Source organism: Roseomonas mucosa ATCC BAA-692, assembly GCF_000622225.1.
Classification (GTDB): Bacteria; Pseudomonadota; Alphaproteobacteria; order Acetobacterales; family Acetobacteraceae; genus Roseomonas; species Roseomonas mucosa.
The window spans coordinates 95,987-118,444 of record NZ_JHWD01000016.1 but is presented as its reverse complement, the minus strand read 5'-3'; the positions used below and the strand labels follow the sequence as shown (position 1 = coordinate 118,444).

Genomic DNA, 22,458 nt, shown 5'->3' with positions numbered 1-22,458 from the left:
CCCAGCTTGGGCTGCGGCTGCCGCGCCCGGCTGTAGCGGAATTCCGTCTCCCCGGACCGCAGAACCTTCCGGACCACCTTTCGCGAAATCCCGAGCTCACGACAGATCGCCTTGATCGACTTGCCCTGCACCCGGTGCAGGCGCCGGATCTTTGCCACTGTCTCCACGACCAGCATCCCAGCACTGGCTCCCGATCATCCCGGAAACCACTGTGAACCCCGCCGTCAGTGGGGTCCCGTTTGGACGCCGATCACCCCTCCAACAGGGTTCCTATTCCATGCCGATCCACAGCTGATCGTCTATCCGAAGACGCCCCGGCCCAGCTTCGCCGACCAGGTCCTGGCGCTGTTCCGCGACCATGGATTGCGCCCCGCCGTGGTGCACGAGATGCGGGAGTTGCAGACGGCGCTGGGCTTGGTCGCGGCGGAAAGTGGCATCTGCCTCGTCCCAGCCTCGGTCGAGACGCTGCGGCGCGACAATGTCGCCTATCGCCCTATCAAGGAGAAGGCGGTATCGCCGGTGATCATGAGCACGCGCAAAGGCGACCGCTCGCCGGAGATCGCCCTGCTGCTGCAACTGGTGAAGGACATCTACCGGCGGGAAGGCATCGCCTTCGGGGTCTGATGCCCTGCCATCTCGGTCACGGCGACAATCGCCGGACCTGCAATGCCGAAGGGTACCGCGAAGTCGTGGCCCTGCTCATTGGCCTATCGGAAGCCGAGACCTTCCAGGCGGCTTTCCCCCGAGGAGCCTGGTCAGGGGCGCCTTGAAGGGCGCGAAGCTGGATGCCCGCGTTCCCGGCGCAACAGGACAAGCACGAAGGCAAAGCAGGCGAGGGCGGCGAAGATGGGAAGGCCATGGAGGGTGAGGCCCATGGCGAAGCCGCCCAGGGGCGGACCGGCCAGGGCACCGAAGCCCCAGGCGACCGACATCACGGCGTAGATGCCGACGAGGTCTCCGCCTGAGAAGCGGCTGCCGACGATGGTGATGGCCAAGGTGTAGAGGCCGACGAAGACGCCGCCCCAGAGGAACAGCAGCGGATAGGCAAGCCAGCCATGGTCCAGCACCAGCGGCCACACGAGGGCCCCCAGGACGGAGGCCACGGAGAGGATGAGCATGAGACGGCGGCGGTCCATGCGGTCACCCAGCCAGCCGATCGGAAGCTGCAGCAGGATGGCACCGATCAGAAGCGTGGAGATCAACAGGGTAGCGGGGATCTCGGCCCATCCGAGGCGCATGGCATAGAGAGCAAGCAGGCTGAGCCCGGCGGTTTCCAACGCGGCGTTCAGGGCGGTGGCGGCAACCGCGACCGGAGCCATGAGAAGAAAGCGCACGGGAGTGGAGCGCCCGGAAGGTTCCAGGGGCGGGGAAGCGGCGCGGCCCAGCAAGACCACCATGAAGGCGGCCAGCGCCAGCAGGGCGCCGACCAGGAATGAAGCGGGACCGGTGCTGCCCATGGCCACCAGCAGAAGCGGACCAAGGGCAAAGCCGGAAGACAGGGCTGCGGTGTAGGTGGCCATGGTGCGGGCGCGGGTGGCTTCCGCCGTCAGCGTGTTCAGCCAGGTTTCCGACACCACGAAAAGGGACTCGGAAGCCATTCCGAGCAGCAGGCGCAGCGGGAACCAGAGCCAGGGGGTGGGCATGGCGGGAAAGAGGGCCAGGAGGGCGGCGGAGGCCATCAGCGCGCAGAGAGCCAGGCGGCGCGGGCCGAGGCGGAAGGCCAGGCGGGGCAACAGGGGTGCGATCAGCAGCACGCCGAGTGCATGCATGGCCGCGTTGAGGCCGATCGCCGTCTCGTCAAAGCCGTCGGCTGCAAGGTTCAGGGCGATGAGGGGAGCACTGAGCCCATAGGTCAGGCCGAAGATGGTGGCGGTCAGGATCACCGTGGCCTGAGCCGCGGCGGTGCCTTGCGCTTCACTGCCCACGGCCGGGGTGGCGCCGGGCGGCCTGAGGTCGGAAGCCTTGCTCATACGCCGTCACTGTTACGCTCATCTGCGCCGAAGCCCGAGGTGACGCCGCTCAAGGTCTTGCGGCGCGAGGCGAACCGGCGATGGGCCCGCAGTGCCCCCAGCAGGCGGTGCCGCCAGCGCTGGTCGCCGTCCTCGGCAACCCGTTGCAGAAGGCGGGCGTAGTCGAGCGCGAGACCGGGCGTCCAGGTCATCAGCTCGGCCCGGCCACGGACCAGGCGCATCATCCAGAAGTTGGGGTCGGCCAGCAGGCGGGCGAGGCGGAGCCAGGGATTGCGCCCGGCCAGGGCCCCCTCCATCGCGGCATCAAGGGCCAGGACCACCGCGGAAGAGCAGTTCCGGGCGGTCAGGTTGTAGGTATTGTCCCGGGCATAGACGGCCCAGAAGGCGCGGAGCGCGGGGGCGTTGAAGCGATGGAAGGTCACGCCGCTATCCGGCGGACACCAGCCGGCCACCTCCTCCGCATGAGAGGGGAGGAAGCGGCCGGGTACGTCGTTATGCGGGCCAGCGTTGAAGGCGCGAAGGAAGTGGGCGGGATCGCGATCGATCTCCACCGCCGGATAATGGCTGATGTAGAGATCAGGCGGCAGTTCCAGGGCCATGTGGCCGGTGGAAACCACTCCTTTCCGGTCCACGGCGGCGATGTAGCGATCCAGCACAGGCCGGCGGCGGGGCTGCTCGGCCGAGCCCAGCGGTGTCCAGGCATGGACGCGCAGGAGAGCATCGGGCGGTGCGGAGACCGGCTCCGTCTCCTCCGGGCGCACCGGGCCGCGTGCATGCCAGTTGCGGGCAGCGTAGAGCGGCAGGGCAGTGACCGAGGCGGTGGGCGACAGACGGCGGAGTTGAAGACCCATCACCAGCAGCGACCAGCCTGAGCTGAGCAGCAGCAAGGCCAGGCAGAAGGGAACCGTCAGGCGATGCGGAACAGGCCAGTCGGTAAAGACCAGGACGCTGAGGCCGATCTCGGCAAGGCCAGCGAGGATGCCGAGACGCCAGCGGGTGGTGGCATGGACGTAGAAGGCCGAGGCGATGCGGAACAGGCCATCGAGCAGGAAGGCAGTGCCGAAGAGGAGCGTACTGCCGATGTTGTTGTCCCAGGGAATATCGGCGACGAGGAAGCCGGTCAGCATCAGCCCGAGGCCACGCAACAGCAGCAGCCAGTTGCGGCGCAGGCCCAGAACGAGGGCGCTGCAGGCTTCTACGAAGCCCTTGATGCCCACGAGGATGCCGAGCGTGTCGGTGAGCACGACCAAGTGGCCATCGGATAGGTCGATCAGGATCAGTACGCCGAGTACCATCCAGGCGGCACCGGCGGCGGCAAGCAGGGCCCACTGACGGCGCAGGGCCTGCGCCCCGAGCAACAGGAAAGCCAGTCGGATCATGACAGCCGCGCTACAGCATTGTGTCAGTGCTTGTCACGAAGCTTCTTCGCGGCGGCCTCAAGCTGGCTGCGGTCCATCCCCCGCTGGGTTTCTTCCTCGCGCTGTGCGGCCTGCTGCATCATGCAGTTTGCATAGGCGTCCGTCCCTCTCTGGAAGCCGAAGCCGTCGCAAACCTTCTGATCGTCGGCTTGAACCATACGGTCCAGTGCCGCGTCCAGGCCACAACCGGCAAGCGGAAGCAGCACAACGAGAGGAAGCAGGATACGCGGCATGGGGCCTGTTCTCCGGTCCATTTTTTAATGTAGTTATGAGTGGATATCAGGGTTTGTTCAACGTCGGATCGGCAGGCGAGCCTGAGCATACCCCTGCCAACACGCTATCTCCCCAGCCATGGCCATGATCGTCGGCGACACCCGTCCTCGAAAGCGGGCGTCAAGCCAGAGTTATGCCGGCACCGTGGACGGACTGCCCTGCTACTTCGTCGTATACCCGCCGTTCACGAGGATCGTCTGACCGGTCATCCACCACCCTTCGGAGACGAGAAAGCGGATCCAAGGGACGATGTCCTCGATATCGGTCAGGCCGGTCTTCGATGAAGGCGACAGCGCTGCCGCGGACTTGTGGTAGGCGACCGCGTCGGCGCCTTCGGCCGGATAGAAGAAGGGCGTATCCATCGGGCCGGGGCCGATGGCGGTGACCGAGATGCCGCGCCCGCCAAGCTCCTTGGACGCCGCGCGCGTGTAATGCTCGACGGGCGCCTTGGTGCCGGCATAGGCGGCGTAGAAGGGCGTGTAGGCGCCCAGCAACGACGTCACCAGCGTGCATATCTTGCCATTGTCGCTGACGGCCTTGCCGGCTTCCTTCAGGAAGAAGAAGGCGGCCTTCGAGTTGACCGCGCTCATCTCGTCGAACTCGGCTTCGCTGACCTCGCTCATCGGCTTCTTGAGCACCTTGCCGACCGTGTTCACCGCGATGTCGATGCTGCCCATTGCGGCCTTGGCATCCGTGAACAGCTTCTCCATCGCCCCTGCCGTGGTGAGGTCCGCCTGGAACGAGAAAGCCCTGGCGCCCGTCCTCTGGATCGCCGCGACGGTCTGCTCGGCTTCGGCTTTCGCCGAGTTGCTGTTGTAGTGGATCGCGACCGCCCTGGCACCATGGGCGGCGAGGTCGCGGGCCAGCAGGCCACCCAGGTTCTTCGCACCGCCTGCTATCAGGACGACTTTGCCGGAGATGCTGTGGCTGTGATCGGCCATCGTATGCCCCATCAGGTCAAAAGACAGGGCAAATTTTATAGTTCCATGAATCGGGATAAATACGCAAGACATGACATCATATGTTCGATTTCATAAACAATGACCTATGGATCGCATCGAACTCTTCCGCATCTTCGTCCAGGTCGTTGACTGCGGCAGCTTCTCACGGGCCGCCGATGTCGTGGGCATCTCCCGCTCATCAGTGTCCATCGCCATCCAGGAACTGGAGGCACGGGTCGGAGCCAGGTTGCTCCACCGCACGACCAGAAAAGTGACAACCACGCAGGAAGGCATCGCCTTTCACGAGCGCTGCCGCCGTGTGCTGGAGGAGGTGGAGGAAGCGGAAACGCTGTTCCGGCCCAGCGGTGACCCTCATGGCAAGTTGCGCGTCGACCTGCCTGGCCGGATTGGCCGGCTGATCGTCGCCCCGCGCTTGCCCGAGTTTCTCGATCGCTATCCCAACATCGACGTCATGCTCGGTGTCTCGGACCGTGCGATCAACCTGCTGGAGGAAGCCGCCGACTGTGTGCTGCGCGTCGGACCACTGGCCGATTCAGGAATGATCGCCCGTTCGCTGGGCGAGTTGCCACTGATCAACGTGGCCAGCCCCTCCTATCTGGCGCGCCACGGCATCCCGAGGGAGCCTGCCGATCTCGATCGCCACCACATGGTTCTCTACGCATCACCATCGACGGACCGGGTCGAAACATTCGAGTGGATCGAGCATCAGCAGGCATGTTTTCGCACGGTCACGGGACGTGTCACCGTCAACAGTGCCGAGGCCTACATTGCCTGCTGCCTGGCCGGACTGGGCCTTATCCAGATCCCGGCCTATGATGTCCGTGACCAGATTGCGACCGGCGCACTGGTCGAAGTGCTTCCACACCATCGCGCCGCACCGATGCCGATGACCTTGCTGTTTCCCCACCGGCGACACCTTCCCCGCAGGACCCAGGTTTTTGCGGACTGGCTGGCCAGCATCATCGCCGAGGCCACGGCACCGTGGCCCGATGCGCAGGGTGCTGCCAGCTGACGGGCGGTGGTCGGAATGGTGAGGCGGGGCAGCCCGGATGACTGCCGCCGCGCTGTCCCAGGCAGCCTTGAGCGTCCGGTCCAGCATCCCAGACCGGCTTCAGGTGATGCGGTGATGCAGGATTCCGGATCGACCGACGGCACGGTCGCCCCGTGGAGGAGCGTTACGCTGGCCGAGGCGCACTCCGCCTGCGCTGTTCGCCGGGGCGGTGGGACGGAACGTCATGCCGGACGCACCGGACGGCTCCTCGGCATGACAGTGCCTCCGAACTGCCCGGCCTCCTCCCGCAATGCCTCGGCGAAGGCCTGCGCGGCAGGGGAAAGCGAGCGCCCGGCCCGCCAGATCAGGATAACGGCGCGTCCGACAACCGGCGGCCCCAGCGGCCGTGCGGCGAGTTCAGGTGCCATACGCAGCTCCGCCGCGGTGGAGGGAAGCAGGGCGATGCCCAGCCCCGCCCGCGCCATGCCGACCAGGGTGCTGGAATAGGTGGCCTCCTGCGCCGGCGAGACCAGCTTGCCGATGCGCGCGAAGGCGTCATCCACCAGTTGCCGGATGCTGCTGTCCGTTTCGAGAAGCAGCAGCGGTTCCTCCGCCAGATGCGCCAGCGTGATGCTGCGGCGCCGCATCAATGGATGGCGCGGCGGCAGCAAGGCAATGATCTGGTCGCGGAACAGCGGTTCGGTCGAGAAGGCTTCGCCCGGTGCGAGATCGCTGGCAATGCCGATATCCACCTGATCGGAACGGACCCGCTCATAGACCTGCCGCGTTACCGCCTCCCTCAGTCGGATCTTGAGTTGGGGATGCGTGGCATGCAGCCGTGCCATGGCCGCAGGAAGCAGGCCGGCGGCGACCGAGGGCAGGGCGGCAACGCGCACCACGCCACGCCGGCGTGCAGCAAGGTCCTGCAGGTTCGTGACGCTGTGCTCCAGCTCCTGCAGCAGTGGTTCCAGCGACCGGGCGAACTCCCGTCCCGCCGCGGTGGGTTCGGCACCATGCGGCATACGATCGAGCAACTTCAGGCCCACTGCGTCCTCCAGCTGCCGGATCTGCACCGTCAGGGCTGGCTGCGTGATGTTCAGAAGGCTCGCGGCGCGGGTGAAGCTGCCGTAGCGCAACACGGTGGTGAAGGCGCGCAGACCCTTCAGCGTGATGGACATAGAAAAACATTATAGCCAGCGCATAAACTTTCAATTGATTTATCGGCCCTGCGGCTCCGAACTACCTGCGCAGAGGCGCCCCCAGGAATGGGGCGCCCAGGGAGTGAAAGATGTCCGGAACGCCACCGCGGAACTATTTCGTGCGGCCCGATGAGGTGCGTGCCTACAGCCCCGCCAACCACACCGGCACCGTGAACCGCCGCCTGATCGCGCCGGAAACGGTCGGCGCGGAATTGATGGAGGTGCTTCTCGGGGTCATCGAGAAGGGGAGCGGCGCCCAGCCCCATGCGCATCCGGGCATGGAGCAGGCCTGCTACATCCTGCGCGGCCGGGCGCGCGTCGAGATCACCGGCCTGAGCCGCGAGATCGGCCCCGGCGAGATGTGCTTCTTCCCGGCAGGCGAGGAACATGTCTTCACCGTGGTCAGCGAGGACCCGGTGCATGTGCTGGTGATCTATTCGCCGCCTTATGGCGAGGACCCGGCCAGGGTCGCCCGTCGCGTGGAGGCACGGGCATGATCGCGCGGCGGACCCTGCTCGGCGCGGCAGGGGCGGCGTTTCCCCTGGCGCGGGCGCGGGCACAGGCCTGGCGCCCGGCACATACGGTCACGCTGCTGGTGCCCTTTGCCGGCGGCAGCGGCACCGATGCCGTCGCGCGCATCCTGGCCGATCTGCTGGCCAAGCCGCTCGGGGTGCCCGTGGTGGTGGACAATCGCGCGGGGGCCAATGGCAGCATCGCCGCGCAGGCCGCCGCACGGGCCGCGCCGGACGGCACGACCCTCTTCGTGACAACCAACACCACGCATTCCGCCAACCCGTCGCTGATGAAGCGCATCGACTATGATCCGGTCGCGGATTTCACGCCGGTGGCACGGGTCGGGAACCTGCCCTTCATGCTGGTGGTGGGGGAACAGGTCCCGGCCCGCAGCCTGCAGGAGCTCCTCGCCATGGCGCGCCGCAAGCCGGGCGAGGTGACCTACGCCAGCGGCAACAGCACCGGGATCGTGGCAGGCGCGACGATGGCCCGCATGGGCGGTGTCGAGATGCTGCACGTCCCCTACCGCAGCACGCCGCCGGCGATGACCGATGTGATGGCCGGGCGCGTCACCTGCATGTTCGTGGATATCGCAGCCGGGCTTTCCAACATCCAGGCCGGCAAGCTCCGCGTCCTGGCGATGAGCACCCGCACCCGTTCCACCCTGATGCCGGACACGCCCTCCATGGCGGAGGCCGGGCTGCCCGATTTCGACATCACCTCCTGGAACGGTGTCTTCGGCCCGGCGCGGATGCCGCCAGAAGCAACCGCGACCCTCAACGCCGCCATCCGTGGCGCGATCGAGCGGCCCGAGGTCCGCAGGCGCTTCGCCGATATCGGCTTCGAGGCCTTCTCCGGCACGCCGCATGAACTGGGGCAGTTCGTCCAGGCCGAGCTCGTCCAATGGCGGCAGCTGATCGAAGCCGCCGGGATCGAGAAGGAGTGATCCGGCGATGACGGCACTTTCGGGCATCCGCGTCCTGGATGCCAGCACGGTCGTGATGGGACCCTATGCCACCCGCCTGCTCGCGGACCTCGGTGCCGATGTGCTGAAGCTGGAGCCGCCGGGAGGCGACATCATGCGCAGAGCCGGCCAGGGCGGCGCGATCTTCGCCCACCTGAACCGCAGCAAGCGTGGCCTCGTCCTGGACCTGAAATCAGCCGAGGGCCAGCAGCGCCTGCACCAACTCGCCGCGGAGGCGGATGTGCTGGTGCACAACATGCGGCCCGAGGCCGCGGCCCGGCTGGGCCTGCGCAAGGCCGACCTGGACCCCGTGAATCCCGGGCTGATCGTGGCCAGCGCCTATGGCTACGGGCCGGGCGGCCCCTGTTCCGGGCGGCCAGCCTATGACGACCTGATCCAGGCCGCCAGCGGCCTGGCGGCGACGATGGGCCGCGCGTCCGGCGGGGCACCGGCCTATGTGCCCATGACCCTGGTCGACCGGGTCGTGGGGGCTCATCTCGCCTTCGCCATCGTGGCTGCCGTTGCCTGTCGCGCACGCACCGGTGTGGCGCAGGAGGTGGAGGTCCCGATGTTCGAGACCTTCACCGATCTGGTCGCCAGCGACCATCTGGGAGGGCTCAGCTTCGATCCGCCGGAAGGCGGGCCCTACTATCCCCGGCTCATGTCGCCGCACCGCCGCCCCTACCGCACGCGGGACGGCTGGATCGCCGTGCTGCTTTACACGGAGGCGCACTGGCGAAGGTTCTTCGCCCTGCTGGGGCGGGAGCAGGAACTCGCGGACGATCCGCGCCTGCGCGATCACGTGGCGCGGCAGGCGAATATCGATCATGCCTATGGCCTGGTGGCGGAAGCCCTGTCCCACCGTGACACCGGAGAATGGATGCGCAGCCTTTGCGAGGCTGACATCCCCGTCTCCGCAGTGAATGATGTCGAGTCCCTGCTGGAGGACCCGCATCTGCGCGCCACGGGCTTCTGGCGGCAGGTGCCGCTGCCCGATGGCTCCCGGCTCCGGACCACGGCGCCCTTCGGCCGCTGGTCGGCCACGCCGCCGGACCCGCCCGGCCCGCCCCCCGCCTTCCGCACCGCCACGGCGGAAGCCCAGGGCGTGGATGCGGCGCGCCGGGCGGCATGGAAAGCGAAGCCTGCCGCGCCAGGCAAAGGAGACCAGACATGAATTTCGCCTTGAGCCCGGAGCAGGAAGCCGTGCAGGAGGCCGTCGCGCGCATCTGTGCCGGCTTCGGCGACGAGTACTGGCTGCAGCGCGACCGTGAAGGCGGCTTCCCTACGGATTTCCACCAGGCGCTGGCCCGTGACGGCTGGCTCGGCATCTGCATGCCGGAGGAATATGGCGGCGGCGGCCTGGGCATCACCGAAGCGGCCATCATGATGCAGACGATCGCCCAGTCGGGCGCCGGGATGACCGGGGCCTCGGCGGTGCACATGAACATCTTCGGCCTGAATCCCGTGGTGGTCTTCGGCAATGAGGCACAGAAGCGCCGCATGCTGCCGCCGCTGATCGAGGGACGGGAGCGGGCCTGCTTTGCCGTGACCGAACCCAACGCCGGACTGGACACGACACAGCTCCGTACCCGGGCGGAGCGGCGGGGCGACCGCTATGTCGTGAATGGCCAGAAGATCTGGATCTCCACGGCACAGGTGGCGGAAAAGGTGTTGCTCCTCGCCCGCACCACGCCGGTCGAGCAGGTGCGGCGCCGCACCGAAGGGCTGAGCCTCTTCTACACCACGCTCGACCGAGCGCGCGTCCAGGTCCGCGAGATCGAGAAGATGGGCCGCAAGGCGGTCGATTCCAACGAGGTCTTCTTCGACAACCTGGAAGTTCCCGTCGAGGACCGGATCGGGGATGAGGGCAGGGGGTTCGAGTACATCCTGCACGGGCTGAACCCGGAGCGCATCCTGATCGCCGCCGAGGCTGCCGGGCTGGGCCTCGTCGCGCTGGAACGTGCCACGCGCTACGCCAGCGAGCGCGTGGTCTTCGGCCGCCCCATCGGCCAGAACCAGGCGATCCAGCACCCGCTGGCGGCCAACTGGATGGAACTGCAGGCGGCGCGGATGATGATCCTGAATGCCGCCTGGCGCTACGATCAGGGCCTTTCCTGCGCCGCCGAGGCGAATGCCGCGAAGTACCTGGCGGCGGAGGCTGGCTTCAAGGCCTGCCAGCAGGCGGTGATGACACATGGCGGCTTCGGCTACGCACGCGAATACCATGTCGAACGCTATCTGCGGGAGGTCATGATCCCGCGCATCGCCCCGGTCAGCCCGCAGCTTATCCTCTGCTTCATCGCCGAGAAGGTCCTGGGCCTGCCCAAGTCCTACTGACGCGCGCGGCACAGCGTCCCGGCCGGAGTCTCTCCGCCCGGGCTGTCGCGGCCCCCGGTCATGCCACCGGCCCATGCGGGAGGAGCTGCTCCGCCGGCTCCTCCCCGGCCCAGCTCCGCTGCAACTGCGCCAGGATCACCGGGCCGAAGCGCTCATAGGGAACGCGGACGGATTCGAGCCACGGCGCCAGCCAGGGATTGAGGGAGCTCCCGTCGATCCCCACCAGCCGGCAGTCCTGCGGCATGCGGAGCTGCGCCTCGCGGGCCGCACGGAAGGCACCATAGGCCACTTGGTCGCTGACGCAGAGCAGTCCTCCTGGCCAGGCGGAACGCGGTCCGATGGCCTGGGCGGCGCGATAGCCGACCTCCACATGCGCTAGGCCGGGCGCCCGCCATTCGGGGATCGCCCCCGGATCGACGCCGAAGGAAGCATAGCGGGCGCGGAAGCCTTCCACGCGCTCGCGGGTGGCGGAGGACCCTTCCAGCGGCGACAGGACCCCCGGCGCGCGGATTCCGGCATTCCAGAGATGCTCGGCCACAAGCGATCCGGCCTGGAAATTGTCGATCCCCACGAAGGCCCCTTCGCCGCAGGGGTTCCGGCGCCCGACGAAAACCATGGGCGTCCGGCGCGCCACCACCTCCGCCAACCCGGGGCTCGGCCGCGCCACCACGAGGATATAGCCCTGCACGAGCTGGGCCCGCATGGCCGCCAGATACTCGTCCTGGAGCTCCGCGCGGTCATGGGTGTCGCAGAGGATCATGATGTAGCCCGCTGTCCGCAGCGCCGCCTCCGTGGAGGCCGCGATGGTCGCCATGGCGGGGTTGTCGAGATTCGCCACCAGCATGGCCACCAGGCGGCTTTCCCCGCTGCGCAGGGTCCGGCCGATGGAGTTCGGGCGGTAGCCGGTGGCCTCCACCGCCTCGCGCACCCGCTGCACGGTTTCCGCCGAGGCACGGCGGGTCTCGCCATTGACGATGCGCGACACCGTCGAGATCGAGACCCCGGCGGTGGCGGCGACCATCGCCAGGGAAACCGGCCGGTTGTCGGGCGGCGGACCACCTTCTCTGTCAGTCACGCATCCTGCCTCCGCTGCTTCCGGGTCCATTCCACTCGGACTCTTATGACTTTCATAAAACCCTTTGACAGGGTAGGCAAACGTTTGCCAAATACCGGCCGACCGACGAAGCGCCCGTCCGAGCGCGCCCGCAGGTCGGACCAGGGAGGAAGTTCATGAAGGTGTTCGCGTACGCTTTCGCGGCCGGGCTGAGTCTCGCAACGACGGCCTTCGGGCCGGCAATGGCCCAGACCACCCTCCGCATGGCCTGGTATTCGGATGGCAACGAGGGCGAGGTCATGAACGACCTGCTCCGCCGCTTCGAGGGAAAGAACCCCGACATCCGCGTGGTCCTGGACCAGGTGCCGTTCAAGGCGATCAGCGAGAACCTGCCGGTCCAGCTCGCCTCGGGGCAGGGACCGGACATGGCCCGCGTCGCCGACATGGGCGGGCTGGCACGCTACGGGCTGGACCTCCGCCCCTATCTGAAGGACGCGGCGGCCTGGGAGGCGGGCTACGGCCCCTTCCTGCCCTGGATGCGGGTGCCCGGCGACACGAGTTCCATCCCCGGCTTCATGACCCAGCTCACCGTCACCGGACCCTTCGTCAACAAGACGCTGTTCGAGCAGGCGGGCATCGCCATGCCCGGGCCCAGGACGACCTGGGAGCAGTGGGCGGAAGCGGTGAAGGCGGTAGCGGCCAAGGTGGACGCGCCCTTCCCCCTGGCGCTGGACCGTTCGGGGCACCGCTTCTTCAGCCTCGCCGTGTCGCAGGGCGCCACCGGCATCGACGAGGCCGGCAAGCCCGCCGTCGTGGATGACGGCTTCAAGCGCGCCGCCTCCCTGGTCGTGGACTGGCACCGCAAGGGCATCATGTCCAAGGAGATCTGGGGCTCGGTGGCGGGCTCTGCCTATCGCGGCGCCAATGACGAGTTCAAGAACGCGCAGGTCGTGATGTACCTGTCCGGCTCCTGGCAGATCGCCCAGTTCGACAAGACCATCGGCGATGCCTTCGACTGGGTGGCCGTGCCGACGCCCTGTGGCCCGGCCAACTGCTCTCCCATGCCGGGCGGCGCCGCGCTGATGGCCTTCAGGTCCAGCAAGCATCCCGCGGAGGTGGCGAAGGTCATGGAATACCTCGCCAGCGAGGAGGTGATGGCCGAGTTCTACAGCCGCGCCCTCTTCGTGCCCGGCCATGTCGGAATCGCGGCCAAGGGCGTGGAGTACAAGTCCGGCTCCGAGGCGGCGCGGGCGGCGCTGAAGGTCTTCACGGCGGAGGTGCAGCAGATCTCCCCGGCGGCCTACCGCCTCCAGGGCTATTCCGGCTCGCGCATCATCTTCAACGCCGCCATCAGCCGCCTCGGCCAGGCCGTGGCCGGCGAGATCGGGCTGGACGAAGCCTATCGCCGCATCACCGACGACGTGACGCAGCAGATCGCCGAGCGCGACAAGAAGTAGTCCTCCCCGGACCGGGATCGCCAGAATGAGCTCCGTCGACACCGCCGTGCCCCCCGTGGGCACGGCAACCGCCCCGGCTGCGCCGCGCCCGGGGGAAAGAAGCACCCTGCGCGCCCTGGGATGGGCCGCGGCGCTGCCGCTGCGCCTCATCGACGCACCGATGCGGGGCGTGCAGAAGCTGATCGGCGAGCGGGGGATGCCCTATGTCTTCCTCCTGCCCAATGCCGCCTTCTTCGGGCTCTTCGTCTTCCTGCCGCTGGCGATCAACCTCTGGTTCTCGCTGACCGGCGGCGCCGCGCTGTTCCCCTCGGAACGGCCCTATGTCGGAACGCAGCAATACGCCTACCTGCTCGACTGCGGCTCCTTCATCGACCCTGGCTCCTGCCGGGAGGACCACTTCTGGCGGGGCGTTGCCAACACCGGCACCTTCACGCTGTTCAACGTCGTGGGGACGGTGCTGGCCTCCCTGGTCACCGCGCTGGTGCTGAACCGCAGGATTCGCGCCCGGGGCTTCTTCCGCGCGGTCTTCTTCTTTCCCGTGCTGCTTTCCCCCGTGGTGGTGGCGCTGATCTGGAAGTGGATCCTCCAGCGCGACGGCCTGCTGAACGCCATCATCATGGGGCTGGGCGGCGACCGCATCCTGTTCCTGAACGAACCCGGCTGGGCGATGTTCTGGGCGATCTTCGTCTCCGTCTGGGCCCATATGGGCTTCTACACGCTGATCCTGCTCGCCGGGCTGCAGGCCATCCCCTCCGATCTCTACGAGGCGGCGGCGATGGACCGCACGCCGACGCACCGCATCTTCTGGCGCATCACCCTGCCGCTGCTCTGGCCGAACATGATCGTGGTCATCGTGCTCGCGCTGATCAAGGGCGTGCAGACCTTCGACGAGGTCTTCGTGCTGACCGGCGGCGGACCCGGCACGGCGACGATGATGGTGGTGCAGTACATCTACGAGACCGCCTTCGCGAACCAGGTGCAGAACTTCGGCCTCGCCGCCGCCGCCTCGGTGCTGCTGGGCGCCGTGCTCTTCATCCTGACCCTGATCCAGCTTGGCGTGGCCGGGCGGCGGAGGAACTGACCATGGTGGCCACCCGCGCCCTGCGCTTCCTCGCGCGCCGCCGCAATCCCGGGCAGCCGCTGCACTGGACCGACATCGCCAGCTACCTCTACCTGGCCATCGGCACCCTGCTGATGTTCGGGCCGGTGCTCTGGCTGCTTCTGTCCTCCTTCAAGACCCCGGCCGGGCTGCTGGAATTCCCGCCCACCCTGCTGCCGCTCTCGCAGGTCGAGGTGACGGTGCCCGGCCAGCCCAACCCGCTGCCGCTCTTCAAGGTCACGCTGCCGGATGGCAGCGTGAAGGAGATGGCACAAATCCGCCGCGTCGGCTTGCAGGCGCAGATGGTGGACCCGGCCGATCCGGGCCAGACCGTCCGCGTGCCGGTGGACCGGCGCGAGCCGGTTCGTGCCTTCTCGCTGGCCATCTCGAACTACATCGAGCCGCTGCGGCAGTTCGACTTCATGCGCTTCCTCGGCAACTCGGTCTTCGTCACCGTGGTGGCGACGCTGATCACGCTGCTGATCAACTCCATGGCCGCCTATGCCCTCTCGCTCTACGAGTTCCGCGGCAAGGGCCTCGCCGTCCTGGCGGTGATCGGCACGCTGATGATCCCGATCACCATCGTGTTGGTGCCGGTCTATCTGGTCATCACCAAGCTCGGGCTGGTGAACTCGCTCTGGGCGGTGATCCTGCCCGGCGCCGCCACGCCCACCGGCGTCTTCCTGCTGCGCCAGTACATGCTGACCCTGCCGCGCGACCTCGTGGAGGCCGCACGCATGGACAAGGCCTCCGAGTGGCAGATCTACTGGCGCATCGTCATGCCGCTGACGGCGCCGGCCCTGGCGGTGCTCGGCATCTTCTCGGTCATGTGGCGCTGGAACGAGTTCCTCTGGCCGCTGGCCGTGCTGACCAAGACCGAGAGCTACACGCTCCAGATCGGCCTCAACGCCTTCCAGGGCGAGCTGCAGACGCAGTGGCACTACCTCCTCGCCATGACGGTCGTGACGCTGCTGCCGGTCGCGCTCGTCTTCGTCTTCCTCCAGCGCTTCATCACGACCGGGATCGGTTCGACGGGAATGAAATGAGCATCGGGAGATCCGTCCATGGCTGAGCTCAGGCTCCGCAACGTCACCAAGAGCTTCGGTGACACCTCCGTGATCCGCGGCGTGGACCTGGAGGTCCGCAACGGCGAGTTCATGGTCTTCGTCGGCCCCTCCGGCTGCGGCAAGTCCACCCTGCTGCGCCTGATCGCGGGGCTGGAGATGGTCACCGACGGACAGGTGCAGATCGACGGTCAGGACGTCACGCGCCTGCCGGCCTCCGACCGCGGCCTGGCCATGGTGTTCCAGTCCTATGCCCTCTACCCGCACATGAGCGTGCGGCAGAACATGGGCTTCGCGCTGGAGAACATGCGCCTGCCGAAGGCCGAGGTCACCGCGCGGGTGGAGCGTGCGGCGCAGATGCTGCAGCTCGCGCCCTATCTCGATCGCAAGCCCCGTGCGCTGTCCGGCGGGCAGCGGCAGCGCGTGGCCATCGGCCGCGCCATCGTGCGGGACCCGAAGATCTTCCTGTTCGACGAGCCGCTCTCGAACCTCGATGCCGAGCTGCGCGTCGCCACGCGCAAGGAGCTGGCCGCGCTGCATGCGGAGATCGGCGGCACGATGATCTACGTGACGCACGACCAGGTCGAGGCGATGACCCTGGCCGACCGCATCGTGGTGCTGCGCGGCGGGCTGATCGAGCAGGTCGGCACGCCGCTGGAGCTCTACAACAACCCCGCGAACCTCTTCGTGGCGGGGTTCATCGGGTCACCGAAGATGAACGCCCTGCCGGCGCGCGTGGCGCGGGCCGGCAGCGGCGGCGCCCTGGCGGTGGAGGGGCGGGAGATCCGCCTCGACCTGCCGGGCGGGCTGCGGGAGGGCGAGCCGGTGACCTTCGGCGTGCGGCCGGAGCATCTGGAGCCCACCGGCGAGGGCGGCGACCTGGAGGCGCATGTCGACCTGCTCGAGCAGCTCGGCTCCGAAACCTATCTCTACGCCTCCGCGCCCGGCCTGCCGCAGATCTGCGTGCGCCAGGAGGGCCAGCTCGGCCTCGCGCGCGGCGACACAGTGCGGCTGCGCGCCCGCCGCGACGCCATCCACCTCTTCAACAGCGAAGGCCTCGCGCTGCGGGCCATGCAAGGGACCGGACATCTCGCATGAAGGCTTTGACCAAGGGCCGCTATATCGGCCGGGACGGGCACTGGGCGGTCTTCGAGGTCGCCGAGCGGCTGGGGCGGCTTTCCGCCGGGATCCGTATCGCCATGCCGGAGCGCGACATGGGCCGCGTCGCCCTGAAGGGCGCCCAGGGTTACCGCCTCGACCGCGGCTGGTCGATCGCTCCCGGTGGGCTGGAGCCGCCCTATGAGGGCCGCGCCCGCGAGGATCTTTCCGGCTTCTCCTGCCCAGCCGTCACGGTGCGGGAAGGCGAGGGCGGCGTGACCCTTTCCACCGAGGGCGGGCTGACCGCCCATGTCACCCTGGAGCCCTTCGGCATCGCCTGGCACCGCCCCGGCGAGTCCGAGCCCTTCCTGGCGGACCGGCCGACCCAGGCCTATGCCGTCTCCCCCCGCACCGGCGCCCTGCAGCACTTCATGCTGCGGCACGAGGGCGAGAGCCATTACGGGCTGGGCGACAAGGCCGGGCCGGTGGACCATACCGGCCGCCGCTTCCGCATCGATGCGGTGGACCCCTGCGGCTTCGATGCGGAGCTGAGCGACCCGCTCTACAAGATGGTGCCGTTCTTCATCGTGGACGGGCCGCGCGGCGCGCATGGGGTCTATTACGACAACCTCGCCGTGGCCGAGGTCGATCTCGGCTGCACCATCGACAACTATCACGGCCTGTTCCGTTCCTATGCGGCGCAGGATGGGGATCTCGACTATACCGTCCTCGCCGGCCCCGGCGTGCCGGACGTGGTGCGGCGCTTCTCCTGGATGGTGGGCGGTCAGGCCTTCCCGCCGAAATGGACGCTGGGCTTCGCCACCACCTCCATGGCCATCGCCGATGCCGACGATGCGGACGCGCAGATCAAGGACTATATCGACCGCTGCCAACAGGAAGGCATCGCCTGCTCCAGCTTCCATTTCGGCTCGGGCTATACCTCGATCAACGGCAAGCGCTACGCCTTCAACTGGAACCGCAGCAAGTTCCCTGATCCGGCCGCGACCATGCGCCGGCTGAAGGAGGCCGGCATGCAGCCGGTCACCAACCTCAAGCCCTGCCTGCTGGACGACCATCCGCGCCTCGCGGAAACGCTGGAGGGCGGCTTCCTGGTGCAGGACGGCGACACGGGGCAACCCGCCGTGGCGCAGTTCTGGGACGGGCTCGGCTACCATCTCGACTTCACCCATCCCCAGGGCCGCGCCTGGTGGCGCAACGGGCTGGAGACGGCGCTGCTCGACTACGGCGTCACCACCGTCTGGAACGACAACAACGAATACGAGATCTGGGACGAGGACGCTCTCGTCAATGGTGACGGACGGCCCTACCGCCAGTCCCTGGCGCGGCCGGCCCAGGCCCTGCTGATGACCAAGCTGTCGCACGAGACGCAGCAGGCGCGCACGCCGGACAAGCGCATCTATGCCGTCACGCGCGGCGGCTGCGCCGGCATCGCGCGCTATGGCCAGAGCTGGACGGGCGACAACGAGACGGCCTGGAAGACGCTGCGCTTCAATCTCGCGCAGGGCATCACCATGAGCTTGTCCGGGATGTACAACACCGGTCACGACGTGGGCGGTTTCCACGGGCCGAGCCCGGGGCCCGAGCTGTTCTGCCGCTTTGTCGAGTTCTGCTCGCTCTGGCCGCGCTTCGTGATGAATTCCTGGAACAATGACGGCATTGTCAACCTGCCCTGGATGCATCCGGAGGTGCTGTCGCAGGTGCGGGAGGCCATGGCGCTCCGCTACCGCCTGATGCCCTATCTCTACACGCAGATGTGGCGCGCGGCGGCGGAGAACGAGCCGGTGGTGCGGCCGACCTTCTACGACTTCCCCGGCGACCCGCGCTGCAAGGGCCAGGACGACGTCTTCCTGCTCGGCCGCGACCTGCTCGTCGCCCCGGTGCTGGAGGAAGGCGCGGTGTCGCGCCGCATCTACCTGCCGCAGCATCCCGGCGGCTGGCACGACTTCCGCACCGGCGAGGCCTTCCCTGGCGGCGAGGAGATCACGGTGGAGGCGCCGCTGGGCCATCTGCCGGTCTTCGTCCGCGCGGGTGCCATGGTGCCGGTCACCGGCCAGCTCGACCGCGTCGATCCGGCCAGCGATAGTGAGCGCAGCCTCCTCGTCTTCGGCGAAGGGGAGGGCGAGGCCCTCCTCTACGAGGATGACGGCGACACCATGGCTTGGCGCGAGTCCGGGCTGCGGCTGCATGTCTTCCGCCGCAAGGAAGGTGGCGAGACGGTGCTGAGCCTGAGGACGGAGGGCAGTCACCGCCCCGCCTTTACGGAGATGAAGCTGCAAAGGGTCGGCCCAGGAACGCCGGTCCGCACATCGGACGGAGAGGGCATCCTCCGCCTCTGAGGCTCGCCAAGGCGGAATTCAATGCCGCTGCGGCACGGTGGCCCGGGTGCGGAGGCGCGGATCACGGCGGCGTCCGTTCCCGTGCCAGTGGCGCTGCCCGTGCCGATGCAGTCGCAGATGCCCACGCAGCAGGGCTTCGGCCTGCTGATGCACGAGACCGCCAAGGTCGACATGCCGCTGGCCCGATGCATCGACAGCGGCGCAGCGCCTGCGCGAGGCCGGCCAGCCGAGGCCCTGCTGGGCAGGCTGCCCGCGCATTGCGGGCTGGTCACGGTGCTGGACGGGCACCCCGCCACGCTGGCCTGGCTGGGGGCCGTCCATGGACACCGGATCCGGGCGCTGGGCGTGGAGCGTCTCGGCCAGACCGGCACGGTGGGCGACCTCTACCGCCACCATGAGCTGGATGCGGAAAGCATCGCGGCCTCGGTCCAGGCGCTGACCCGAGGCTGGCCGGTGCGCCACCTGCGCCGGGTCTCCTGAGCGGCACGGTCCGGCGGTGGCGCCGCCACTGGCCACCCACTGGCCACCCACCGGGCGCCCGGGCATCATGATGTGACGCGCCCGGTCCCCCCGGATCGGGAAGGGAGCAGGGAAGGCCGGGGCATGCGTTACGACGTGATCGTGGTGGGGATCGGCGGCATGGGCAGCGCCGCCGCCTGGCAGCTCGCCCGGCGCGGCCAGCGGGTGCTGGGACTGGAACGCTATGACATCCCCCATGCCATGGGGTCCTCCCATGGCATCAGCCGCATCATCCGCCTGCCCTATTACGAGGACCCGGCCTATGTGCCGCTGCTGCGCCGGGCCTATGAGCTGTGGCGGGAGATCGAGGATGCCAGCGGCGAGGAGCTCCTGGTCACCACCGGCTCCATCGACGCCGGGCCGGAGGAGGGCGGCCTGTTCCAGGGCGCGCTGGCCTCGGCCCTGCAGCATGATCTGCCGCACGAGGTTCTCGACGCCGCGCAGATCGGGGAGCGCTTCCCCGCCTATCGCCTGCCGGGCGGCACGCGGGCGGTGTTCCAGCCCCAGGGCGGGCTGATCGCCAGCGAGCGCGCCATCATCGCGCATGTGCGGGCGGCACAGGCCCTGGGCGCGGAGATCCGCGCCCGCGAGGCGGTCCGCGAGTGGCGGGTGGCGCCCTCGGGCGGCGTGGTGGTGGAGACGGAACAGGGGCGCTACGAGGCGGAGCGGCTGGTCCTGGCCGCCGGGCCCTGGATGGGGCAGCTCGTGCCGGAACTCTCGCGGCTGGCCGTGCCGGAGCGGCAGGTGCTGGCCTGGCTGCAACCACGCCGGCCGGAGCTCTTCGACCGCTCCTGCTTCCCGGTCTTCAACCTCGACGTCCCGGAAGGCCGCTTCTATGGCTTTCCCATCTACGAGGTGCCGGGCTTCAAGTTCGGGCGCTATCACCATCTGGAGGAGCAGGGAGCGCCCGAGGCGCTGCGGCGCGAGCCGGATGCGCGCGACGAAGCGCTGCTGCGCGACTTCGCCGGGCGCTATTTCCCCGAGGGCAACGGCCCGACCATGGCCCTGCGCTCCTGCCTCTTCACCAACACGCCGGACGAGCACTTCATCCTCGACCACTTGCCGGGCCAGGAGCAGGTGGTGCTGGCCTCGCCCTGTTCCGGCCACGGGTACAAGTTCTGTTCCGTGGTGGGCGAGATCCTGGCCGACCTCGCCACCGGGGACGGCCGCACGCGCCATGCCATCGACTTCCTGCGCCTGAAGCGCAAGCCCCTGGCGGCGTGACCCCCCCGGAGGCCTGAATCCGGAAAACCCGCCGCCCTCCATGCAGCCAACCGATCCCCTCGCGCGATAGCCCCGGAGAATGTTCCGCCGGGGCCGGGAAGCGCCGCCGGAACACGGACAGAACATCCAGGGCGATGCGGGGCCGGTCTCCGCATCGCGAAGAAGGCAGGCGGCCATGGACCCGACGATCCCTTATTGCGGCAGCGCTCCACTGCCGGAGGAGCTCTGGGGCCGCTGGAACCTTGATCCGGTCCTGCTCTCGGTTCTGGCGCTCGCGGCCCTGGCCCATGGCTGGTGGCTGGCGCGGGAAGGGCGGGGCCGGCAGGCGCGCTTCGCCCTGGCCGGCTGGCTGGCCCTCCTCGCCGCCTTCGTCTCCCCGCTCTGCGCGCTGAGCTCGGCGCTCTTCTCGGCCCGGGTGGCGCACCACATGCTGCTCGTCGCGGTGGCCGCGCCGCTGCTGGCCGCGGGTCTTCCCCCGGGCCGGGGCGGTGGCGGCCGCGCCCTCTTCCCCACCCTGGCGGGGGCGCAGGCCGTGCTGCTCTGGTTCTGGCATGCCCCGGCCCCCTATGCGGCGGCCCTCGGCAGCGATGCCCTGTACTGGCTCATGGAGCTTTCGCTGCTGTTCCCCGCCCTGATGCTCTGGCATGCGGTGCTCTCGCCGGAGCGGCCGGCGGGGCCGGCCCTGGCAGCCCTGCTCTTCACCACCATGCAGATGGGGCTGCTCGGGGCGCTGCTGACCTTCGCTGGGCAGGAGCTCTACGCGCCGCACCTGGCGACCACCGCGCCCTTCGGCCTTTCGCCGCTGGAGGACCAGCAGCTCGCCGGCCTGATCATGTGGGTGCCCGCCAGCCTGCCCTATCTGGCGGTGGCGCTGTTCCGGCTGGCGGGCCTGCTCGGCACCGAGGATCGCCGCGCGGCATGATCCTCTGGCTGAAGTTCCTGCACATCGCCACGCTGAGCATCTGGTGCGCCGGCCTGCTGAGCCTGCCGATGCTCTATGCCCGACGGCCGCAGGTGGCGGAGGGGAGGCCGCTCTTCGAGTTGCAGGCCTTCACCCGTTTCCTCTTCGTCACCCTGGTCTCGCCCGCGGCCTTCCTGGCCATCGGCTCCGGCACGGCGCTGATCTTCCTGCGCGAGACCTTCACACTCTGGTTCGCCGCGAAGCTGCTGGCGGTCGGGGTGCTGGCCCTGCTGCACCTCGTGAACGGCTATGTGGTGCTGCATCTCTTCGACAATCCGCGCCTGTTGTGGCGCGGCACGAATGCCGGGCTGGCGGGGCTGACCCTGCTGACGGTCCTGGGCATCCTCTGGCTGGTGCTGGACAAGCCGGGGGCTGGCCTCGATGCCCTGCCCGAGGTGCTGCACCGCCCGGGCGGACTGCGGGACCTGGTGGGGAACCTCCTGGGCGGGCTGCTGACGCCCCTTCAGCCGCGTGGCGACACCATGAGGGCGATCCCATGATCCAGGATCAGCTTGCCGCCATGATAGCCCGCGACGCCGGTGAAGGCCGCGCAGAGCACGGACAGCAGCAGGCCGAGCGGCAGGACCGCCGCCGCATCCACCAGCCGGAGGCCCCAGTTCATGCCGATCATGGCGATCAGTGCCATGGCCACGATCGCGTGCATCCAGCTCGCCGCCCGACCCCGGATGCCGGGCACCAGCAGGAGTTCCGCCGTGCCGATCGCCGCCGCGAGCACGCCGCTGACGAAGGCGACGCCGCAGGCCCAGAGGCCGGCGCGCAGCCAGAACGGATCGGCCGACCACCAGTAGAGCAGGTCGCAGCCCAGCGTGGCGAAGACCAGGGCGATGGGGAAATGCACCGCCATGGCATGCAGGGGGTGGCCGGCCACCGCCACGGCGGAGGAAACATCCTCCTCCGACAGGTTCTCGATGATCGGGTTGGTCTCGGTGCCCTCCGCCATGCCGCTGCTCCTTCTGCCTCACGGCAGAAGTCCGCGG

The 22,458-nt window shown here is 68.5% G+C and carries 22 protein-coding genes and 1 pseudogene; 15 read left to right on the top strand and 8 right to left on the bottom strand.

The window, feature by feature from the left end; genetic code table 11:
• Positions 1-176, bottom strand: a pseudogene (locus tag BT98_RS28120) (IS21 family transposase); the annotation flags it as partial.
• On the opposite strand from BT98_RS28120, the gene BT98_RS27820 reads away from it, so the two are divergent.
• Positions 112-624, top strand: a complete 513-nt coding sequence (locus BT98_RS27820; protein ID WP_211254396.1) for a LysR substrate-binding domain-containing protein — start codon at positions 112-114, stop codon at positions 622-624. The pseudogene BT98_RS28120 and the gene BT98_RS27820 overlap by 65 nt on opposite strands.
• Positions 625-755: 131 nt before the next feature.
• Here the strand turns inward: BT98_RS27820 and BT98_RS0114985 are convergent, their stop codons facing one another.
• The 4 genes from BT98_RS0114985 to BT98_RS0114970 all read right to left on the bottom strand — a co-directional run bounded on the left by BT98_RS0114985 (position 756) and on the right by BT98_RS0114970 (position 4,602).
• A complete protein-coding gene (locus tag BT98_RS0114985) occupies positions 756-1,970 on the bottom strand; it encodes an MFS transporter (RefSeq protein ID WP_019462514.1) in 1,215 nt (404 codons plus the stop codon).
• Complete coding sequence (locus tag BT98_RS24570) at positions 1,967-3,349, bottom strand: hypothetical protein (RefSeq protein ID WP_019462515.1); 1,383 nt, start codon at positions 3,347-3,349, stop codon at positions 1,967-1,969. The genes BT98_RS0114985 and BT98_RS24570 overlap by 4 nt, the downstream gene beginning before the upstream one ends.
• Before the next feature lie 23 nt (positions 3,350-3,372).
• Entirely contained in the window at positions 3,373-3,621 is a 249-nt protein-coding gene (locus BT98_RS24565; protein WP_019462516.1) for a hypothetical protein, read from the bottom strand.
• Between the two features lie 201 nt (positions 3,622-3,822).
• Positions 3,823-4,602 carry an SDR family oxidoreductase gene (locus BT98_RS0114970; RefSeq protein ID WP_026033449.1) on the bottom strand — a complete coding sequence of 260 codons (780 nt, stop codon included), beginning with the start codon at positions 4,600-4,602 and terminating at the stop codon, positions 3,823-3,825.
• Between the two features lie 106 nt (positions 4,603-4,708).
• On the opposite strand from BT98_RS0114970, the gene BT98_RS0114965 reads away from it, so the two are divergent.
• Positions 4,709-5,635, top strand: coding sequence for a LysR family transcriptional regulator (locus BT98_RS0114965; protein WP_019462518.1), 927 nt, complete (start codon positions 4,709-4,711; stop codon positions 5,633-5,635).
• A 221-nt stretch (positions 5,636-5,856) separates the two neighbouring features.
• On the opposite strand, the gene BT98_RS0114960 is transcribed toward BT98_RS0114965, so the two are convergent.
• Positions 5,857-6,792 (bottom strand): LysR family transcriptional regulator, encoded by a 936-nt coding sequence (locus BT98_RS0114960; protein WP_019462519.1) that lies wholly within the window; start codon positions 6,790-6,792, stop codon positions 5,857-5,859.
• 110 nt (positions 6,793-6,902) lie between these two features.
• On the opposite strand from BT98_RS0114960, the gene BT98_RS0114955 reads away from it, so the two are divergent.
• From BT98_RS0114955 to BT98_RS0114940, 4 genes are read left to right on the top strand one after another with little or no spacing between them, the layout of a single operon-like run.
• On the top strand, positions 6,903-7,310 hold the full coding sequence (locus BT98_RS0114955; protein WP_019462520.1) for a cupin domain-containing protein: 408 nt from the start codon (positions 6,903-6,905) through the stop codon (positions 7,308-7,310).
• Positions 7,307-8,272 (top strand): Bug family tripartite tricarboxylate transporter substrate binding protein, encoded by a 966-nt coding sequence (locus BT98_RS0114950; protein WP_019462521.1) that lies wholly within the window; start codon positions 7,307-7,309, stop codon positions 8,270-8,272. Before BT98_RS0114955 ends, BT98_RS0114950 begins: the two co-directional genes overlap by 4 nt.
• 7 nt (positions 8,273-8,279) lie before the next feature.
• Positions 8,280-9,464: a CaiB/BaiF CoA transferase family protein gene (locus BT98_RS0114945; protein ID WP_019462522.1), complete on the top strand. Its 1,185-nt coding sequence runs from the start codon at positions 8,280-8,282 to the stop codon at positions 9,462-9,464.
• The gene (locus BT98_RS0114940) at positions 9,461-10,627 is read left to right on the top strand and encodes an acyl-CoA dehydrogenase family protein (RefSeq protein ID WP_019462523.1); all 1,167 of its coding nucleotides are present in this window, start codon (positions 9,461-9,463) and stop codon (positions 10,625-10,627) included. Before BT98_RS0114945 ends, BT98_RS0114940 begins: the two co-directional genes overlap by 4 nt.
• Positions 10,628-10,685: 58 nt before the next feature.
• On the opposite strand, the gene BT98_RS0114935 is transcribed toward BT98_RS0114940, so the two are convergent.
• Positions 10,686-11,702 (bottom strand): LacI family DNA-binding transcriptional regulator, encoded by a 1,017-nt coding sequence (locus BT98_RS0114935; protein WP_226945884.1) that lies wholly within the window; start codon positions 11,700-11,702, stop codon positions 10,686-10,688.
• Between the two features lie 155 nt (positions 11,703-11,857).
• On the opposite strand from BT98_RS0114935, the gene BT98_RS0114930 reads away from it, so the two are divergent.
• From BT98_RS0114930 to BT98_RS24560, 9 genes are all read left to right on the top strand, one after another.
• Positions 11,858-13,138: an ABC transporter substrate-binding protein gene (locus BT98_RS0114930; protein ID WP_019462525.1), complete on the top strand. Its 1,281-nt coding sequence runs from the start codon at positions 11,858-11,860 to the stop codon at positions 13,136-13,138.
• Positions 13,139-13,163: 25 nt separating this feature from the next.
• Complete coding sequence (locus BT98_RS0114925; RefSeq protein ID WP_019462526.1) at positions 13,164-14,219, top strand: carbohydrate ABC transporter permease; 1,056 nt, start codon at positions 13,164-13,166, stop codon at positions 14,217-14,219.
• A gap of 2 nt (positions 14,220-14,221) precedes the next feature.
• Positions 14,222-15,283 carry a carbohydrate ABC transporter permease gene (locus BT98_RS0114920; RefSeq protein WP_019462527.1) on the top strand — a complete coding sequence of 354 codons (1,062 nt, stop codon included), beginning with the start codon at positions 14,222-14,224 and terminating at the stop codon, positions 15,281-15,283.
• Positions 15,284-15,301: 18 nt separating this feature from the next.
• Positions 15,302-16,399 (top strand): ABC transporter ATP-binding protein, encoded by a 1,098-nt coding sequence (locus BT98_RS0114915; protein WP_019462528.1) that lies wholly within the window; start codon positions 15,302-15,304, stop codon positions 16,397-16,399.
• Positions 16,396-18,756 (top strand): glycoside hydrolase family 31 protein, encoded by a 2,361-nt coding sequence (locus tag BT98_RS0114910; protein ID WP_037250994.1) that lies wholly within the window; start codon positions 16,396-16,398, stop codon positions 18,754-18,756. The genes BT98_RS0114915 and BT98_RS0114910 overlap by 4 nt, the downstream gene beginning before the upstream one ends.
• A 21-nt stretch (positions 18,757-18,777) precedes the next feature.
• On the top strand, positions 18,778-19,236 hold the full coding sequence (locus BT98_RS28550) for a hypothetical protein (RefSeq protein WP_019462530.1): 459 nt from the start codon (positions 18,778-18,780) through the stop codon (positions 19,234-19,236).
• 123 nt (positions 19,237-19,359) lie between these two features.
• Positions 19,360-20,499: an N-methyl-L-tryptophan oxidase gene (solA, locus tag BT98_RS0114900; protein ID WP_019462531.1), complete on the top strand. Its 1,140-nt coding sequence runs from the start codon at positions 19,360-19,362 to the stop codon at positions 20,497-20,499.
• Positions 20,500-20,674: 175 nt separating this feature from the next.
• Positions 20,675-21,421 carry a cytochrome c oxidase assembly protein gene (locus BT98_RS0114895; protein ID WP_019462532.1) on the top strand — a complete coding sequence of 249 codons (747 nt, stop codon included), beginning with the start codon at positions 20,675-20,677 and terminating at the stop codon, positions 21,419-21,421.
• On the top strand, positions 21,418-21,960 hold the full coding sequence (locus BT98_RS24560; RefSeq protein WP_019462533.1) for a CopD family protein: 543 nt from the start codon (positions 21,418-21,420) through the stop codon (positions 21,958-21,960). The genes BT98_RS0114895 and BT98_RS24560 overlap by 4 nt, the downstream gene beginning before the upstream one ends.
• On the opposite strand, the gene BT98_RS0114885 is transcribed toward BT98_RS24560, so the two are convergent.
• The gene (locus BT98_RS0114885) at positions 21,924-22,421 is read right to left on the bottom strand and encodes a DUF2231 domain-containing protein (protein ID WP_019462534.1); all 498 of its coding nucleotides are present in this window, start codon (positions 22,419-22,421) and stop codon (positions 21,924-21,926) included. The genes BT98_RS24560 and BT98_RS0114885 overlap by 37 nt on opposite strands.
• Between the last annotated feature and the right edge of the window lie 37 nt (positions 22,422-22,458).

Excerpts from the sequence above, each read along its gene's own strand:
- BT98_RS0114930 (WP_019462525.1), top strand. The coding sequence starts at position 11,858 with ATGAAGGTGTTCGCGTACGCTTTCGCGGCCGGGCTGAGTCTCGCAACG.
- BT98_RS24560 (WP_019462533.1), top strand. The coding sequence starts at position 21,418 with ATGATCCTCTGGCTGAAGTTCCTGCACATCGCCACGCTGAGCATCTGG.
- solA (WP_019462531.1), top strand. The coding sequence starts at position 19,360 with ATGCGTTACGACGTGATCGTGGTGGGGATCGGCGGCATGGGCAGCGCC.
- BT98_RS0114915 (WP_019462528.1), top strand. The coding sequence starts at position 15,302 with ATGGCTGAGCTCAGGCTCCGCAACGTCACCAAGAGCTTCGGTGACACC.
- BT98_RS0114950 (WP_019462521.1), top strand. The coding sequence starts at position 7,307 with ATGATCGCGCGGCGGACCCTGCTCGGCGCGGCAGGGGCGGCGTTTCCC.
- BT98_RS0114925 (WP_019462526.1), top strand. The coding sequence starts at position 13,164 with ATGAGCTCCGTCGACACCGCCGTGCCCCCCGTGGGCACGGCAACCGCC.
- BT98_RS0114970 (WP_026033449.1), bottom strand. The coding sequence starts at position 4,602 with ATGGCCGATCACAGCCACAGCATCTCCGGCAAAGTCGTCCTGATAGCA.
- BT98_RS0114965 (WP_019462518.1), top strand. The coding sequence starts at position 4,709 with ATGGATCGCATCGAACTCTTCCGCATCTTCGTCCAGGTCGTTGACTGC.
- BT98_RS0114920 (WP_019462527.1), top strand. The coding sequence starts at position 14,222 with ATGGTGGCCACCCGCGCCCTGCGCTTCCTCGCGCGCCGCCGCAATCCC.
- BT98_RS0114945 (WP_019462522.1), top strand. The coding sequence starts at position 8,280 with ATGACGGCACTTTCGGGCATCCGCGTCCTGGATGCCAGCACGGTCGTG.
- BT98_RS0114985 (WP_019462514.1), bottom strand. The coding sequence starts at position 1,970 with ATGAGCAAGGCTTCCGACCTCAGGCCGCCCGGCGCCACCCCGGCCGTG.
- BT98_RS0114895 (WP_019462532.1), top strand. The coding sequence starts at position 20,675 with ATGGACCCGACGATCCCTTATTGCGGCAGCGCTCCACTGCCGGAGGAG.
- BT98_RS28550 (WP_019462530.1), top strand. The coding sequence starts at position 18,778 with ATGCCGCTGCGGCACGGTGGCCCGGGTGCGGAGGCGCGGATCACGGCG.
- BT98_RS24570 (WP_019462515.1), bottom strand. The coding sequence starts at position 3,349 with ATGATCCGACTGGCTTTCCTGTTGCTCGGGGCGCAGGCCCTGCGCCGT.
- BT98_RS0114955 (WP_019462520.1), top strand. The coding sequence starts at position 6,903 with ATGTCCGGAACGCCACCGCGGAACTATTTCGTGCGGCCCGATGAGGTG.
- BT98_RS0114910 (WP_037250994.1), top strand. The coding sequence starts at position 16,396 with ATGAAGGCTTTGACCAAGGGCCGCTATATCGGCCGGGACGGGCACTGG.
- BT98_RS0114960 (WP_019462519.1), bottom strand. The coding sequence starts at position 6,792 with ATGTCCATCACGCTGAAGGGTCTGCGCGCCTTCACCACCGTGTTGCGC.
- BT98_RS24565 (WP_019462516.1), bottom strand. The coding sequence starts at position 3,621 with ATGCCGCGTATCCTGCTTCCTCTCGTTGTGCTGCTTCCGCTTGCCGGT.
- BT98_RS0114885 (WP_019462534.1), bottom strand. The coding sequence starts at position 22,421 with ATGGCGGAGGGCACCGAGACCAACCCGATCATCGAGAACCTGTCGGAG.
- BT98_RS0114940 (WP_019462523.1), top strand. The coding sequence starts at position 9,461 with ATGAATTTCGCCTTGAGCCCGGAGCAGGAAGCCGTGCAGGAGGCCGTC.